We start from the raw sequence: 16,182 nt of genomic DNA, 5'->3' as shown, positions 1-16,182 counted from the left end.
GAGAGTGATGGATCCAGCGCCACGGGTGAGTCTCGGCGTACCCCTCTACAACGCCGAGCGCTATCTCGAGGGCTGCCTCGACGCGATCCTCGGCCAGGACTACCGGGACTTCGAGGTGATCATCAGCGACAACGCCTCGACCGACCGGACCTGGGAGATCTGTCAGCGGTACGCGGCACTGGACGACCGGATCCGGCTGTACCGCAACCCGCGCAACTTCGGCGGCCACGTCAACTACGCCCGGGTGGTCGAACTGGCCCGGGGCGAGCTGTTCAAGTGGGTGGCGTACGACGACGTCTGCCTGCCGTCGTACCTCAGCACCTGCGTGGCCGCGCTCGACGCCGCCGGCCCGCAGGCGGTGCTGGCCTATCCCCGGACGGTGTTGATCGACGAGGCCGGCGAGGTGATGGGTCCGTACGCCGACCGGCTGGACCTGCGCGACCCGCGCCCCTGGCGCCGGGTCGCCACCGTGGCGAAGAACATCAACCTCTGTCACGCCCACTTCGGGGTGTTCCGGATGTCGGCGCTGCGCCGCACCGGGATGATCCGCCCGTTCCTCTCCTCCGACTACACACTGATCGCCGAGGTCGCCCGGCTCGGCGAGATCCACGAGGTCGCCGAGCCGCTCTTCCTGCGCCGGGTGCACGGCGCCTCCACCCGGCAGGCGGAAGGTGCCACCCCGGCCACCGCGCTGGCCTGGTTCGGCCAGGCGGGCGGAAAGGTCCGCGCGCCCCGGCTGCGGATGCTCGCCGAGACGCTGCGGACGCTGGCCACCGGGTCGGAACCGTTGGGTACCCGGCTCAGTTCGGCGGTGGCGTTCCTCGCCACCTGGTGGGCCCGCCGGGTCCGGGTCCGGCTCGGCCGGCTCCGCCGCCGGCTGGCCCGACGCACCCGGGCCAGTACGGCGAAGGGCAGCGCCTGGTGACGGCCGGGACGTCGACGGACGCCGGGACGGCGGAGGGCGGCCCGGAACGGCCGGGCGCACCGCTGCGGTCGGCGATCGGCTGGTCGTACGTGCTCACCGCCGGCCGGATCGGGTCGTCGATCCTGGTCACCTTCCTGCTCGCCCGGCTGCTCGGGCCGAGCGAGTTCGGCCTGGTCGCGATGGCCACCGTCTTCATCACGGTGGCGCAGACGCTGATCCAGCAGGGGCTGGTCTCGGCGATCGTGCAGCGGGACAGGTTGACGCCGGAGCATCTGGACGGGGCGTTTGTCGTCCTGATCCTGGCCGGGCTGGGGATCGGCCTGCTCACCGCCGCCGCCAGTCCGCTGTGGGCGTGGGCGAACCGGGCGCCCGAGCTGACCGCGATCTGTGTGGCGCTGTCGCCGCTGGTGCTGCTGCAGGGGCTGTCCATCGTGCCGGAGGCGGTACTGCGCCGGGAGCTGCGGTTCCGGGCGGTCGCCATCCGTACCCTGCTCGCCTCGCTGCTCAGCGGCGTGGTCGGGGTGGTGCTGGCGCTGCTCGGGGCGGGCATCTGGGCGCTGGTCGCGCAGCAGCTGGTGAACGCGGCGGTCGGGCTGGTGGTGCTCTGGGTGGTCTGCCCGTGGCGGCCCAGCCGCCGACCGAAACTCTCCGGGATCCGGGACCTGTTGGTCTTCTCCGCCCATTCGGCGAACGCCGGACTCGGGCTGATGCTCAGTTCCAAGGCGGATGTGATCTTCACCGGGCTGTTCTTCGGACCGGTCGCGACCGGCATCTACCGGCTGGCGGCCCGGCTGCCGGACATGCTGGTCGACGTCACGGTCCGGTCGTTGCAGCAGGTGGCGCTCCCGTCGCTGTCCCGGCTGCAGCGGGACCGGGCCGCCCTCGCCGCCCACCTCAACCAGCTCCAGCACCTCGGCGCGCTGGCCGGGCTGCCGGTGCTCGGTGTGCTCTCCGCCGCCGCCGGGCCGCTGGTCGCCCTCCTCGGTCCACAGTGGTCCGGCACCGAGCTGCCGCTGCGGCTGCTCTGCCTCTTCGGTGCGATCAACGTGTACGGGGTGCTGCTCGGCCCGGCGTTGCAGGCGATGGGTCAGCCGGGCCGGCTCGCCGCGATCCTCTGGACCCGGGGCGTGCTCGGGGTGGCGACGCTGGCCGCGGTCGGCACCCTGCTGACCGGGCGCAGCGACGTGGCGGAGGCGACCGCGGTGGCGCTGGCCGGCATCGGCATGCAGCTCACCGTGACCGCGCTGTCGGTCTGGGTCACCGTACGCCGGACGGCCGAGGCGTCGATCGCCGCTTTCCTCGCCCCGACGCTCCCGGCGGTGCTGGCCGCGCTCGCCGCCGCGCTGGTGCCGTGGCCGCTGCACCGGCTCGGCGTCGACGCCGGCCCGGCAATCGAGCTGCTGCTGCTCGGCGGGGTGGCCGGGCTGGTCGCCGGGGTGCTGCTCTGGTTCACCGACGTCCGGCTCCGCCGCCTGGTCCTGGCCCGCTTCCCCCGTCGGTCGGGCGCCCCAGCCTGAACGTCAGCTGAGCTGGTCGGCCGGCCAGCCGGTGCCGACCACGCCGAGGAGCCGCAGCGCGTCGGCGGACGGGCTGCCCGGCGCGGCGGTGTAGATCACCAGGCGTTGCCCGTGACCGGCGAGGTCGAGCACCTCGCACTCCAGGGTCAGCTCCCCCACCACCGGATGCCGCAGATGCTTGGTGGTCGAGCCGTGCCGGACACAGACCCGGAGCTGGTTCCAGCGCTGGACGAACTCGGGGCTGGCGGCCAGCAGCCGGCTGACCAGCCGGGCGATTCCCGGGTCCTCCGGGTAGCGGCCGGCGGCGGCCCGCAGTTCCGCGACACACTCGTCGGCGAAGGCCGAGGACTGCGGGTCGGCCAGGGCCAGCGCCGAATGCTCGCCGGTGAAGAGGTTCCAGACGATGTTGCGGCGGTCCGCCGGCCAGGTCGACGGGTCACCGAGCAGGGCGGCGGCCATCGGATTCCAGGCCAGGATGTCGTACTTGGCGTCGATGACGTACGCGGGGGTGTCGTCGAGCCGGTCGAGCAGGTGCAGCACCCCGGCCGGTACGTCCGGACTGGGGCCGGTCGGCGGGGCGGGCACCTCGCCGACCAGGTGGTAGAGGTGGGCGCGCTCGGCCTCGTACAGCCGGAGCGCCCGGGCCAGCGCGGAGAGCACCTGGCGGGACGGCCGCGGCCCCCGGGCCTGCTCCAGCCGGGTGTAGTAGTCGACCGAGATCCCGGCGAGCCCGGCCACCTCCTCCCGGCGCAGCCCCGGGGTACGCCGCCGGGAGCCGGCGGGCAATCCGACATCGGTCGGGCGGATCCGGGCCCGGCGGCTGCGAAGGAACTCGGCGAGCTGCTGGCGGTCCATGCCCTCCATCCTCCGCGCCGGACGCCGGTCCAACCAGGGAGCGCGGATCCCTGGTTCGACCGTGCTCTCCTCAACCCGGGCCGGACGCCACAGGCTCGACGACATGAGCGGAAACACGATCGCCCTCGTCACGGGGGCCAACAAGGGAATCGGACACGAGGTCGCCCGGGGGCTCGCCGCCACCGGCGCCACTGTGCTGGTCGGCGCGCGCGACCCGCGGCGCGGGGCGGAGGCGGCGGAGAAGCTGGTCGCCGAGGGGTTCAGCGCGGTGCCGGTGGAGCTGGACGTCACCGACCGGGTCTCGGTGTCGGCGGTCGCCGCCCGGATCGACCGGGAGTACGGCAAACTCGACATCCTGGTCAACAACGCCGGCATCCTGCTCGAACGGGGACAGGCGCCCAGCCAGGTGCCGGTGGAGCTGCTGGTGCGGACCTACACCACCAACGTCTTCGGGGTGGTCGAGGTCACCAACGGCCTGCTGCCGCTGATCCGGCGGGCCCCCGCCGGACGGATCGTGAACCTCTCCAGCGGGCTCGGCTCACTCACCCTGACCAGTGACCCGGAACACCGGTACGGACAGTTCCCGCTGCTGGCGTACAACTCGTCGAAGAGTGCGCTGAACGCGGTCACCGTGTCGTACGCCAGCGAGCTGCGCAGCACCCCGATCAAGGTGAACGCCGCCGATCCGGGGTACTGCGCCACCGACCTGAACGGGCACTCCGGGCCGCGTACGCCGGCCCAGGGCGCGATCGCGGCGGTCCGGCTGGCCACCCTGCCGGCCGACGGCCCGACCGGCGGCTTCTTCAGCGAGGACGGTCCCGAGCCCTGGTGACCCGTGCCGACCTGACCCGCCGACCGGGCTACCAGTGCCGGCCGGCGGGCAGTTCGGCCAGCTCGGGCGCGGAGAGGTGCGGCACCCGGTACCGCTCGGTGGCCGGCTCGGCCGCGTCGACCGTGTCCCGCCAGAGCACGAAGCGCAGCAGCCGCCAGTGCTGCGGATCGATCGCCAGGATCGCGGTGTGTACGTCGTCCCGGCCGCCGAGCAGCGACAGCTCCTCGACCTCCCGCTCGATCCGGGCCGCCAGCCCCAGCCCGGTGCGCTCGGGGTCGGCCTCCTCGGGCAGCGCTGTCAGTCGGCGTGAGGCGGCCCTCGGCGCGCTGTCCCGGGCCGCCCCGGCCACCGTGGCCAGCCCGGTCCAGTGCCGGACGGCGGGCCGACCGAAGTCGCGGACGATGCCCTGGAAGCCGCCTCCGCCGACCAGGAACCGGGCCATCTCGCCGGTGTCCCGCCACAGGTAGAACGGCGCGTACTGGTTGACCGGCGAGCCGTCGACCCCACGTTCCCGGACCAGGTACGCCTTCAGCGCCAACCCGGCCCGGTCGTCGAGCAGGTGGCCGTAGTCGGCGACCCGGCGGTGGATGATCCGCATGTCGTAGTCGGCGGGCAGGGTGATCTCGTACTGCTTGGCGTACATCAGTGGTGCTCCGTGGGGTGGGCGGCGAGTCGTTCGGTGGCGAGGCAGGAGACCAGACACCGTTCCTTGGCGTTGCCCGTCAACTGGGCGGTCCAGGTGGTGAAGCCGCCGTCGCCGAGTTCGACGACCTCCCCACCCTGCCAGAAGGTGATCCGCAGCGCGGCGTCGGCGTAGTAGCCACGACCGCGTTCCCGGTCTCCCTCCTCGACGACCGGCACCGCCGACGCCGCCGTGCGGTCCGCCGCGTCGAGGGCGGGCAGCACGGTGTCGGTGATCCGTTCCGCCAGCACGGGGTTGTCGAAGACGGTGAACCGCAGCCGTGGCGTCGCGGACGGCGGCAGGGTCGCCAGAACACGCTGCCAGTAGCCGAGGTGCAGGGCGAGCAGTCGGGCCTGGGTGCGGCCCGAACCGGTGTCACGCGCGCTGGAGACCAGTGTGAGGAGCCGGAAGTGCGCGGCCATTCCCGGACCGAAACGCTGCGCGCGCAGTTGTCGGTGGCTGGCGGCCAGATGCACCTCGCCCGTCGCCGGCTGCCGCAGGCGCCGGTCGGCCGCCTCGATCGCCAGGGCGTTGGTCGAGTCGCTGAGCACCTCGGTCGACCGCATCGTGGTGACGATCCGGTTCTGGCTCACCGGGCCGACCGCCGAGGACGTTCCCAGCGGTACGACCGGAGACAGCTCCACACCCTCGAACCGGGCGGGCAGCAGTCGCCACATCCGCGCCTCCACCGCACCCAGAGCCCGGGGATCGCTGGTGGCGGGACGGACGAAGCGGTCGGACCGCCAGCGGCGGAGCAGTTCGGCCGGCCGTACCCGAGACGCGCGGATTCGGGCGACCGACAGCAACAGCGTCTGCAGGTCGGTGGCGGAGAGCCCGCGCAGCGCCGCGTCGGTGCCGGCCGGCAACCGGGCCCACACCCGCCGCTCGGCGTCCGACAGTTCGTCAGCACTCACCTGGGCCACGATGCCGGGTCGGCGTCGACGGGTCCAGTTGATTCCGGCGGCGGGTCCGGACGGCTACGACGTGCCGCCGGTGATCGGGGTCAGCGCCGGTGGGGTGAAGACGATCGCCCTGTTGTTCGCCAGCACGAGCTGGTTGTAGGAGTACTGCACCCCGCCGCTGCCGGTCGGGTTCTCGATCCCGACGGTCGCCGAGTTCCCCAGCTCCCGGCCGGCGTTCAGCGCGGTGTAGTTGAAGACGACCTGGCCCCACTCCGAGATCAGCACCTGGAAGCTGATCCTGGCCGCCCCCGCCCCCTTCAGCCCCACGTTGCGCCACTCGACCACGAACTGCCGGTCGGGCGCGGTGCCGATCCGGGCGGTCCGGACGCTGGAGTCGGCCAGCACCTCCAGGTCGTCCCAGAACGGCAGGAGAGCGGCGTTCGGCTTCGCCGCGTTCGGCACCGGCTTGTTGGTCGGCCACGAGCCGCCCGGGTCGACGAACGACAGGGTGCCGTTGCCGTCCACCCAGGCCCGGGTGTAGATCTGGCCGTAGTACGGCACCGGGAACGGCAGGCTCACCTGGGTCGTCGTGTTGTCGCCGGTGAGCGGCAGTACGGTGGCGTCGGCCGGCGCGAAGGGACGGTTCGGCTGGGTCGTACAGGTGTAGCCGTAGCTGTCGCCGCAGGTGCCGGCGACGCCGTCGTAGGTCGCGGTGTACGTCCGCGCGGTGGCCGGGGCGGTGACCACGTGAGTCGCCGCGCCGTCGTCCGACCAGCTTCCGAAGGTGTACGTCGCGGGGCCGAGGGTCTGCGGCCCGGGTGCGCTGACCGTGTTGGTCGACCCGACGATCACCTCGGCACTGTTCGGGGTGGTGAGGTTGCGCCCGTTCAGGTTGATCCGCAGCCCGGCCGGCCTGGTGGCCAGCGAGATCCGGACGGTCTGCGGGTCGAGTCGCAGGGTCGTGCTGCCGGTCAGTCCGCCGGTGTCCCGGGCGGTCAGGGTCAGCTCCAGATAGGACGGGTACTCGTGGTCCGGGGCGAGGAACTCGCCGCCCTTGACCCCGGTCCAGTCCCGCACCGGATGGCTGTGACAGTTGTCCACCGTGCTGCAGTGCTGCAGGACCAGCGCCCAGCTCAGCGCCGACGCCGGCAGGGTGCCCTGCTGCGGGTCGGTGGCGTGGCCCTGGAAGGTGACCGTCTGCCCGGTCGCCCAGCGCAGCGCCGCGGTCGGGGTCTCCACCACCGGCACCGGGGCGGCGGTGCCGACCCGGATCTGCACGGTCGCGGTGTCGCTGAGTCCGCCGATGTCGACCACCCGCAGTCGGGCCGTGTACGTGCCGACCGACGTGTACCGGTGGCTGGCGGTCAGCCCGGTCGCGTCGACGGTGCCGTCGTTGGTGAAGTCCCACTGGTACTCCAGGATGTCGCCCGGGTCCGGGTCGGTGGAGCCGACCGCGTCGAAGGAGACCGTCAGCGGGGAGTTCCCGCTGGTCGGGGTCGCGTCGACGACCGCACGGGGGATCTGGTTGCCGGAGCTGTAGTGGAACCGGCGCACCGTACCGCCGGTGAGGTCCACGTAGTAGAGATCGTTCTCCGGCCCGATCCGCAGGTCGACCACGCCGGGGGTGGCGGCGAACGGCACGATCCTGGCCGGGTCGGGCAACCCGTCGGCGCCGGCCCGCATCGCCCAGAGGCAGCCGCGGGAGTAGTCGGCGAAGAACAGCGCCCCGGCGTACGTCGACGGGTAGCCGCCGCCGCTGGTCGGGTAGAACGCCACCCCGGCCGGCGACGACCCGCCGGTACGGCAGCCGTCCCCGGTCGCCACCGACTGGCTGTGCTGGTACGTGTGGTACGGCGGCACCACCGCCGGGTTGGCGTAGAGGCTCTCGCACAGCGTCAGGTTCGCCGCGTTGTAGCCGCCCTGCGCCGCGTTGCCCTCGTAACACGGCCAGCCGTAGTTGCGGACCGGTCCGATCGCCGGGTCGACGATCCGGTTGATCTCCTCCCAGGTACGCCATCCCACGTCACCGGCCCACACCTCGCTGGTCCCCGGTCGGAACGTCCACCGGAACGAGTTGCGCAGCCCGTAGGCGACGATCCGCCGGTTGTTCGGGTCGGCGCTGGCGGCGAGCGGGTTGTCCGGCAGCGCGGCGCCGGTGGTCGGCGAGATCCGGATCAGCGTCCCGCTCAGCCCGGTCGGGTCGGCGGCGGACCGGATGTCCTGGGCGCGCAGCGCGCCGCCCTCGGCGGTCGGCGGACTCATCGCCCCGCCGGCCGGGGCGGGCGGGTCCCCGCACGGGTTGGTCGGGTTGCCGGCCTGTCCGTAGTCGGTGAAGGTCGCCGACGCCCCCTCGCCGCCGGAGACGTAGAGCGCCCCGTCGGGGCCGAAGCCGAGGTCGCCGATCGAGTGGCTGTCGATCTGGTGGCACCAGTCGTGCAGCAGCACCTGTTCGTTGCCGGTCATCACGTCGCCGCTGGCCCGCAGCCGGGAGACCCGGGCACTCGCCGCGCAGTCGCCGATCTTCGGACAGTTGTCGTGGTACGTCGGCGCGCTGCCGCCGATCACCCCGTCGTAGCTGTAGCTGACGTAGACGTACGGGTCGGTGGGGAAGTTCGGGGCCAGGGCGAGGCCGATCAGGCCGAGGTCGGTGAAGTCGTACACCTTGGGACGCAGGTCGGCGAAGATCGTCGCGGTGTCGTCGGAGAGGCTGTCGAAGACCTTGATGATTCCGCTCTTCTCGGCGACGAAGACCCGCCCGTCCGGGGAGAAGACCAGTTTGGTCGGCCGGGTGAGACCGGTGTAGACCACCTGCTGGGTGAAGCCCTGCGGGACCGCCGCCGCCGGCCTGGGATGCACCGGCGGCAGCCCGACCAGTACCGGCACGCCGAGCAGGACGGTCAGGGTCAGCGCCCAACTCCGCCGCAGTACTCGCGTCATGACGGCCTCCCTCCGCGAGCCCGGGGCCGGCTCGCCCGACACCCGTTGCTCGCCATCAGGATCACCGTCGGTGACCGACCGGACTGTCGCGAGCCCGACCGGGGCCGGCGTCAAGCAGACCGACTTAACGCCCGATCAGCTCCGCAGGTCAGACGTTTGATCGACGGGTCGGAACCATCGGCGACCGGTGGCACGACAATCGGCCCGACCCGGCGGGACAGCTGTCCCGCAGCCACCGGTGGCCGATCTTCGACACGCTGAGTGGTTACCGAAGGCTCGGCTCGCACCGGCGCACGGCGGGCCCGACCGGTAGATCACGGACGTGCCGTCCACCAGCGTCGGCTGGTTGACCGGGCACGACAGCCGGGCCGACGCTCCGGCGGGCGTTGGCGTCCGCCGAGCCGGCGAACGGGATACCCGGGGCGGCCGCCCCGGTCGCCGGGTCGAACCGCGGCACCGTGCCGCCCGGCCCGGTCGGGCACCGGGGGCACGAAGAAAAGCCCGCCGCGTCAAAACGCGAATGCGGACGAAGATCGCTCAATCAGTGCGCATGTGGCACAGGCCGCGGCGATTTGTCGGCGATATCGCGGAAGTGCAGCCGTCCGGCCCGCTGAGACGGGGATGAATGAGTGAACGAACAATCGGCCGATCGGTCGTGACCTTGTAAGTAAGTCGACAGACTCGTCAATGCGCGGTCCTTGCCCACAGCGGGCCGGTAGAGCAGTGTCTTTGTAGGACAGGCGCCGGTGGCGTATGCCCCGGTGACAACGAGTTTCATTCGGGTCGCGGCGTATTTCCCCAATGCCGCGACCCTCCATCGAAAACGTCGTCCGAGCTGCGCGGATGGGAGTTAGAGATGGCCGATCGACGCCCGCACGTGGTCATCGTCGTGGTCAATCTACCGGCCGAACGGGACCGCCGGGTGATCCGGGAGTGCCAGGCCCTGGAGGCCGCCGGCTACCGGGCATCGGTGATCTGTCCCCGAGGTCCGCGGCGGCCCGCGCTGGTGCCGGGCACGGTGGCCGCCCGGATCCACTCCTTTCCCCAGCCGCTGGCCGGGAAGGGTGTCCTCTCCTTCGCCGCCGAGTTCGCCTGGGCGCTGATCGCGGTCACCGTACGACTGCTCGGCCTGATGCTGCGGGGCCGGGTCGACGCCGTGCAGGCCTGCAACCCGCCGGACGTCTTCTGGATCGTCGGACTGCTGATGCGGGCGCTGGGGCGCCCGTTCGTCTTCGACCACCACGACCTGAGCCCGGAACTCTACGAGTGCAAGTCCGGCACCCCCCGACCGGCGGTGCTCTGGACGCTGAAGCTCTTCGAGCGGCTCTCCTGGCGGGTCGCCACCGCCGTGGTCGCCACCAACGAGTCGTTCCGGGAGCTGGCGATGGGCCGGGGCGGCTGCCCGCCGGAGAAGGTGGTGGTGGTCCGCAACGGTCCCGCGCTGGCCGAGGTCGGCCGGGCCGGGCTGCTCGGCCCGGACGGGGTCGCTCCGCACCCCGCCGGCCGGCCCCCGCAGACCGGCCCGGACAGCGGGTCCGGGACGGACGTCGCCCACCCGGGCAACCGGGACCGGCAGCGGATCGTCTACGTCGGGGTGATCAACCCGCAGGACAACGTCGAGGCCGCGGTGCTCGCCGCCGAGCGGCTGGTCGGCCTGCGCGGCGCCGACGACTGGGAACTGGTCGTCGCCGGTGACGGGGAGAGCCTGCCCGAACTGCGCCGGCTCGCCGCGGACCGGGGCGTCGACGACGTCGTACGGTTCACCGGCTGGCTGGAGTCCGACGAGGTGGACGCGCTGCTCTGCTCCGCGTCGATCGCGATCCAGCCGGACCTGCCGAGCCGGATGGCCGAGTTCTACACGATGGCCAAGACGGTGGAGTACGTCGCCCGGGGCGTACCGGTCGTCGCGGTGGACCTGCTGGAGACCCGACGTACCGCCGACCGGGCCGCGAGTTATGTGCAGACCGGCAGTCCGGACGAATTCGCCAAGGCCATCGACCAGCTGCTCAGTGACGGACACGCCCGGGCCGAAATGCGTCGTACGGGCCGTCAACGGTTCATTGCCGAACTCGCCTGGGACCACCAGGTCAAGTCGTACATCCGACTCTGGGATCGATTGCTCCGGCCGTCGCCAAACGGCTACAACCAAGTTTCACCCGATAGCGGAGCCGATGCCGCGCGCCTGCCGAACTGACGAGCGCCGCCGTAACGACAACGACACCAGCACTTCCGCACCCGGCGAAGGGGTGGCCCGATGGACCTGCTCGACCTGCTGAAACTCATGTTTCGGCGGTGGTACGTCTCGGCCCCGATCGTGGTCGGGACCCTCGGCGCCGCCTTCGCGTTCGGTCTGGCGATCCAGCCGGAGTACAAGACCGAGGCGGCCATCCTGCTCGTCCCGCCGACCACCGCCCAGGCGGCGCCGGAGCCCGACGCCACCCCGCAGCCGGGCAACCCGTGGCTGCGCCTCGGCGAGAACCAGATGGCCCAGGCGGTGCAGATCTCGATCTCCTCGCACGACGCCCGGATGAGGGTGGCGGCGGCCGGCGGTGACCCGGACTACGAGGTCGGCCTGGTGACCCGGAGCTCGATCCTGACCGTGGCGGTCACCGCCGCCACCGAGCAGAGCGCGCGGGCGACCGTGATCGCGGTGACCCAGCTGCTCACCGACGAGGTGGCCGGAAAGCAGGCCGAGTACCAGCCGAGGCCGGGCGAGCAGATCACCACCCAGGTGCTCGACCCGGGGCTGAACATCGTCCCGTCCCGCTCCAACGTGCTCCGGGCGCAGGTGGTGATCGCCGCTATCGGTCTGCTGCTCGCCGCGGTCGCCGCCGTCGTCTACGACGCGGTGCTCCGCCGCCGGGCGGCCGCGCGACTCGGCCGCCGCGATCCGCGTACCCCGATGACCTGGAACGGGGGCCAGGCCGCGGTCGGAGCGAACCGCTCCGGTGGCCAGCCCTCGGTCACCCCGGCTCCCGCCGCCCGGTCGGCGCCGTCGGCGCCGGGCGGACGGGACGCCACCCAGCCGCTCTCGGCCGCCGCCGCGAAGATCGCCGGACGCCCGGGCGACGACCGGGGACCCGCGTACCCCGGCGACCACGACCGGGCGGCCGGACACCTGGCCAACGGGCGTGCCGCACACGCCGCCGAGGAGCGGGGTCCCGGGCCGGACCGGACCGGGGACCGTGGCCCGGCCGGACCGCCGACCCGGGGCGGATACCGGTCCGCGCCGCAGTCCGACGAGACCATCCTGCTGACCACCGTCCGGAACCCCGCCGAGGATTCGTCCCAATGATCGCCGAAAGCCCCAGCAGCGCCGGGTGACGGCGCACGGACGAGACGAGCGACGTGCCGACCTATCTATCCGCGCGGCGATCCGACACGGTGTACGACGGCATCGCCCCCACCGTCCGCCACTTCCCGGATGCGACGGCCGCCATCATCGCCTCGCTCCTGCTCGCCTACCTGCTGCCGTTCCGGCTGGTCTTCCCGCCGCTGAGCGACCTCGGCAAGCCGGGGTTGATGGTGGGGTTCGGACTGCTGGTCTGGTGGGGGCTGAGCCGGCTGCACCCGAGCCTGGTCACCCGGGGGCAGCAGCCGATGCGCTGGGCCATGGCGATCTATCTGGTCACCCTGCTGCTCTCCTACATCGCCGGGCAGGCCCGGGGGATGCCGGTGCTGGAGGTCAACGGCGCCGAGCGGACCCTGCTGCAGGCGCTGGCCGGCGCCGGGATCCTGCTCGCCGCGGCGGACGGCGTACTGACCCGGGAACGCATCGACACGATCCTGCGCTGGCTCTGCTGGGGCTGCGCCTTCATGGCGTTCGTCGCGCTGACCCAGTTCGTCACCCGGATCGACCTGACCACGTACATGAAACTGCCGCCGCTGCTGACCTTCCACCGGGAGGTGGTCGGCTTCCGGGAGCGGGGCGGCGACGGGCTGGTCCGGGTCGCCGGCACCGCCGGGCACTACATCGAGTTCAGCGTGCTGATGGTGATCGGCCTGGTGGTGGCGATCCACTTCGCCCGGTTCGCCGACAGGCGGCGGGACCGGCAGATCTACGGTGCGCTGGCGATGGTCCAGGCGGCGGTCATCCCGATCTCGCTGTCCCGGACCGGGGTGCTCGCCCTCGGCGCCGCCATCCTGCTCTTCATCCTGGTCTGGCCGCTGCGGACCACCTTCAACGTGCTGGTGGTCGGCTGTTTTCTCACCGCGTTGATCCAGACCGTCCGGCCGGGGCTGCTGGCCACCCTGAAGTCGCTGCTGCTCGCCGGCGAGAGCGATCCCAGCGTGCAGGCCCGGGTGGAGGACTACGACTACGTGGCGCCGTTCATCCGGGAACGTCCGTGGCTCGGCCGGGGCATCGGCACCTTCCTGCCCGAGCTGTACCAACTGCTCGACAACCAGTGGCTGACCACCCTGGTCCAGACCGGGTTCATCGGGGTCGCCGGGCTCACCGTCTTCTTCATGTCCGGGGTGGTGGTGGCCGGTCGGGTACGCCGGTTCGCCCGGTCGGAACGCGACCGTGACCTGGCGGCGGTGCTCGCCGTGGCGCTCGGTGTCGCCGCCGTCTCCGGCTTCACCTTCGACTCGATGTACTTCACGACGTTCTTCATCACGGTGCACCTGCTGCTCGGCCTGTCCGGCGCGCTGTGGCGGCTGACCAGGGCGGAACGTATCAACGTGATCGAGGCGGGTCGGACCGCCCGGACCAGGACGGACGAACGCGGCGAGGAGGCGGGACCGGCATGAGCGAGCGGAGCGAGCGAATCGGCTGGCCCAGGTTGACGGCTCATGGCGTTGACGAGCGCAGCGAGGAGCGGCATGAGTGACGACGGCGTCGACATCCTCATGATCACGTACGACCGGCCGGAGTACGTCCGGCTCTCGCTGCCGCACCTGTTGGCGACCTGCCCTCCGGACGCCCGGGTGTGGCTCTGGCACAACGGCACCGACCAGCCCACCCTGGACGCGGTCGAGGAGTTCCGCGGACACCCCCGGGTGCACCGGTTCCACCACAACCCGGTCAACGCCGGGCTGACCGAGCCGACGAACTGGCTGTGGCGGGAGTCGACCGGGGCGTACCTCAGCAAGGTGGACGACGACTGCCTGCCCGATCCGACCTGGCTCGACACGCTGCGCCGGGCACACCGGGACGTCCCCGGGTTCGGCGTCATCGGCACCTGGCGTTTCCCGCCCGAGGACGTCGACGACAGCCTGGTCGCGGCGAAGCTCGCCGACTATCCCGGCGGGCACCGACTGCTGCGCAACCACTGGGTGCAGGGCAGCGGCTACCTGCTCAAGCGCGAGACGCTCGACCAGGTGGGTCCGCTGCGCGACGGGGAGACCTTCACCGCCTGGTGCCTGCGCTCCGCCCGGCTCGGCTGGACGAACGGCTGGTACCACCCCTTCCTCCCCGAGGACCACATGGACGACCCGCGCAGCCCGCACACGATCTACCGGACCGACGCCGACTTCCTGGCCCGCCGACCGCTGTCGGCCCGCCGGACCGGGGTGGCCACGGTCGCCGAGTGGACGGCGCAGATGCGGCACTCCGCCCGGGTGGTCCAGGCCGCCCCGCTCGACCTGCGGGAATATCAGGGCTGGCGGTTGCGCCGACGCAACGCCGCCCGCCGGATCCGGCTCGCGTTGACCGGGCGGGCACCGTGGTGACCAGCGTGGTGATCGCCGCGCACAACGAGGCGGCGGTGCTCGGCCGGACCCTGCGCACCCTGCTCGCCGACGCGGGGCCCGGGGAGTTCGAGGTGGTGGTGGTCGCCAACGGCTGTACCGACGGCACCGCCGACCTGGCCCGCTCGGTGCCCGGGGTGACGGTGCTGGAGCTGCCCGAGGCCGGCAAGCCCGGTGCGCTGAACGCCGGTGACGCCGCCGTCACCGGATTTCCCCGGATCTATCTCGACGCCGACATCGGGCTGGACGCCGCCGCGGTCCGGGCACTCGCCGCCGCGCTCGACGGGCCGGGGGTGCTGGCCGCCGCGCCCGGCCGCCGGCTGGACACCACCGGCCGTCCCCTGCTGGTACGCGCCTACTACGCGATCAACCGCCGGCACCCCGCCTACCGGAACGCGCTCTTCGGCCGGGGCGCGATCGCGCTCTCCGCCGCCGGTCGGGCCCGGTTCGGCCGGTTCCCGGACGTGGTCGCCGACGACCTGTTCCTGGACTCGCAGTTCACCGACGCCGAGAAGCGGGAGGTGACCTCGGTGGCGACCGTGGTGGCCACCCCCCGACGTACCGTCGACCTGCTGCGCCGACTCGGCCGGGTCCGGGCCGGCAACGCCACCCTGCGGGCCGGCGACGACCAGGTCCGACCGGCCCGGCGGACGTCCTGGCTGGTCGACGTGGTGCTGCCCCGGCCGTGGCTGCTGCCCGCCGGGGTCTGTTACGCCGGTCTGACCGTGCTGGCCGCCGCCTCCGCCCGCCGACCGGGCACCCGGGAGCGGTGGGGACGGGACGAGTCGAGCCGCCGCCCGGAGGGTGACCCGATGACGGGGGCGGGGTCGTGAAGCCGCTGGTGAGTGTGGTCGTGGTGTCGTACCAGACCCGCGAGCTGATCCTGACCGCCCTGACCGGTCTCGGTACGGCGTGCCCCGGCGAGCCGTACGAGGTGATCGTGGTCGACAACAACTCGACGGACGGTTCGGCGGCGGCGGTGGCGGCGGCCTTCCCGGAGGCGCAGGTGGTCCGGCTGGCCCGCAACGTCGGGTTCGGCCGGGCGGTCAACGTCGGCGCGGCCCGGGCCCGGGGTGACTGGCTGATGCTGCTCAACCCGGACACCGAACCGGTCGGCAACGTCATCGGCGAGCTGCTCGCCTTCACCCGGGAGCATCCGGGACACGGTGTCTACGCCGGCCGTACCCTCGGCGCGGACGGCGCGGACGACGGCCATTCGGTCTTCGGCCCGCCGTCGCTGTGGACCCTCACCTGCTTCGCCACCGGCCTGTCCAAGCTCTTTCCGCGCTCCCGGCTCTTCAACCGGGAGGCGCTGCCCTGGCTGGACCGGTCGACCCTGGTCCGGGTGCCGGCCGCCTCCGGTTGTCTGCTGCTGGTCCGTCGCACGCTCTTCGCCCAGCTCGGCGGCTTCACCCCGGACTACTTCATGTACAGCGAGGACCTCGATCTCTGCCTGCGGGCGACCGCGATCGGGGCGCGCCCGGTGCTGGTGCCGACGGCCCGGGTGGTGCACGTCGGCGGCGCCGCGTCGACCAGTGCCGGCAAGCGCGTGATGCTGCTGCGCGGGCAGGTCACCTTCCAGCGGCTGCGCTGGTCCCGCTCGCGTGCCGTGCTGGGCCGGACACTGCTGCGGCTCGGCATCGCCCTCCGGGCACTGGGCTCCCGGGTGACCGGCCGGGCCGGCTACTGGCGCGAGGTGTGGCGGCAGCGGCGGGTCTGGCTGGCCGGTTGGCCGCCCGCCGCCGAACTCGGCCCGGTGGAGATCGACGAACCGGGCGGGTCCGTCAGCGCCCCGCCCACCGGGAGCGCCCCGGCCAGCGGCGCCCGGGGCGCTGCCTGAC

At 72.6% G+C, this 16,182-nt stretch carries 13 protein-coding genes; 9 read left to right on the top strand and 4 right to left on the bottom strand.

Going from position 1 to position 16,182, the window contains the following annotated elements; translation table 11 throughout:
- Nucleotides 1-7 precede the first annotated feature (7 nt).
- Both V1633_RS04725 and V1633_RS04720 read left to right on the top strand, forming a co-directional pair.
- Complete coding sequence (locus V1633_RS04725) at nt 8-925, top strand: glycosyltransferase family 2 protein (RefSeq protein WP_331212910.1); 918 nt, start codon at nt 8-10, stop codon at nt 923-925.
- The gene (locus V1633_RS04720; RefSeq protein ID WP_331212909.1) at nt 922-2,442 is read left to right on the top strand and encodes a lipopolysaccharide biosynthesis protein; all 1,521 of its coding nucleotides are present in this window, start codon (nt 922-924) and stop codon (nt 2,440-2,442) included. The genes V1633_RS04725 and V1633_RS04720 overlap by 4 nt, the downstream gene beginning before the upstream one ends.
- Before the next feature lie 3 nt (nt 2,443-2,445).
- Here V1633_RS04720 and V1633_RS04715 read toward each other — a convergent pair whose 3' ends face one another.
- Nucleotides 2,446-3,297, bottom strand: a complete 852-nt coding sequence (locus V1633_RS04715; protein WP_331212908.1) for a helix-turn-helix transcriptional regulator — start codon at nt 3,295-3,297, stop codon at nt 2,446-2,448.
- A 103-nt stretch (nt 3,298-3,400) separates the two neighbouring features.
- Here V1633_RS04715 and V1633_RS04710 point away from each other — a divergent pair, with 103 nt between their 5' ends.
- Complete coding sequence (locus V1633_RS04710) at nt 3,401-4,129, top strand: SDR family oxidoreductase (RefSeq protein ID WP_331212907.1); 729 nt, start codon at nt 3,401-3,403, stop codon at nt 4,127-4,129.
- Between the two features lie 28 nt (nt 4,130-4,157).
- Here V1633_RS04710 and V1633_RS04705 read toward each other — a convergent pair whose 3' ends face one another.
- The 3 genes from V1633_RS04705 to V1633_RS04695 form a co-directional block, all read right to left on the bottom strand.
- Nucleotides 4,158-4,772, bottom strand: coding sequence for a DUF4865 family protein (locus V1633_RS04705; RefSeq protein ID WP_331212906.1), 615 nt, complete (start codon nt 4,770-4,772; stop codon nt 4,158-4,160).
- Entirely contained in the window at nt 4,772-5,725 is a 954-nt protein-coding gene (locus V1633_RS04700; RefSeq protein ID WP_331212905.1) for a hypothetical protein, read from the bottom strand. The genes V1633_RS04705 and V1633_RS04700 overlap by 1 nt, the downstream gene beginning before the upstream one ends.
- Nucleotides 5,726-5,788: 63 nt before the next feature.
- Nucleotides 5,789-8,650: a PQQ-dependent sugar dehydrogenase gene (locus V1633_RS04695; RefSeq protein ID WP_331212904.1), complete on the bottom strand. Its 2,862-nt coding sequence runs from the start codon at nt 8,648-8,650 to the stop codon at nt 5,789-5,791.
- Between the two features lie 856 nt (nt 8,651-9,506).
- On the opposite strand from V1633_RS04695, the gene V1633_RS04690 reads away from it, so the two are divergent.
- The 6 genes from V1633_RS04690 to V1633_RS04665 all read left to right on the top strand — a co-directional run bounded on the left by V1633_RS04690 (nt 9,507) and on the right by V1633_RS04665 (nt 16,181).
- Nucleotides 9,507-10,844 carry a glycosyltransferase family 4 protein gene (locus tag V1633_RS04690; RefSeq protein ID WP_331212903.1) on the top strand — a complete coding sequence of 446 codons (1,338 nt, stop codon included), beginning with the start codon at nt 9,507-9,509 and terminating at the stop codon, nt 10,842-10,844.
- Nucleotides 10,845-10,904: 60 nt separating this feature from the next.
- A complete protein-coding gene (locus V1633_RS04685) occupies nt 10,905-11,945 on the top strand; it encodes a hypothetical protein (RefSeq protein WP_331212902.1) in 1,041 nt (346 codons plus the stop codon).
- A gap of 53 nt (nt 11,946-11,998) precedes the next feature.
- A complete protein-coding gene (locus V1633_RS04680; RefSeq protein ID WP_331212901.1) occupies nt 11,999-13,402 on the top strand; it encodes an O-antigen ligase family protein in 1,404 nt (467 codons plus the stop codon).
- Nucleotides 13,403-13,474: 72 nt separating this feature from the next.
- Nucleotides 13,475-14,323 carry a glycosyltransferase family 2 protein gene (locus V1633_RS04675; protein ID WP_331212900.1) on the top strand — a complete coding sequence of 283 codons (849 nt, stop codon included), beginning with the start codon at nt 13,475-13,477 and terminating at the stop codon, nt 14,321-14,323.
- Nucleotides 14,320-15,174, top strand: coding sequence for a glycosyltransferase (locus V1633_RS04670; protein ID WP_331212899.1), 855 nt, complete (start codon nt 14,320-14,322; stop codon nt 15,172-15,174). The genes V1633_RS04675 and V1633_RS04670 overlap by 4 nt, the downstream gene beginning before the upstream one ends.
- Nucleotides 15,171-16,181, top strand: coding sequence for a glycosyltransferase family 2 protein (locus tag V1633_RS04665; RefSeq protein ID WP_331212898.1), 1,011 nt, complete (start codon nt 15,171-15,173; stop codon nt 16,179-16,181). Before V1633_RS04670 ends, V1633_RS04665 begins: the two co-directional genes overlap by 4 nt.
- Nucleotide 16,182: the final 1 nt, after the last annotated feature.

The organism is Plantactinospora sonchi (genome assembly GCF_036422035.1).
GTDB classification, from domain to species: Bacteria; Actinomycetota; Actinomycetes; order Mycobacteriales; family Micromonosporaceae; genus Plantactinospora; species Plantactinospora sonchi.
Note: the sequence above shows the minus strand (reverse complement) of the source record. Positions and strands in the feature narration are given on the sequence as shown.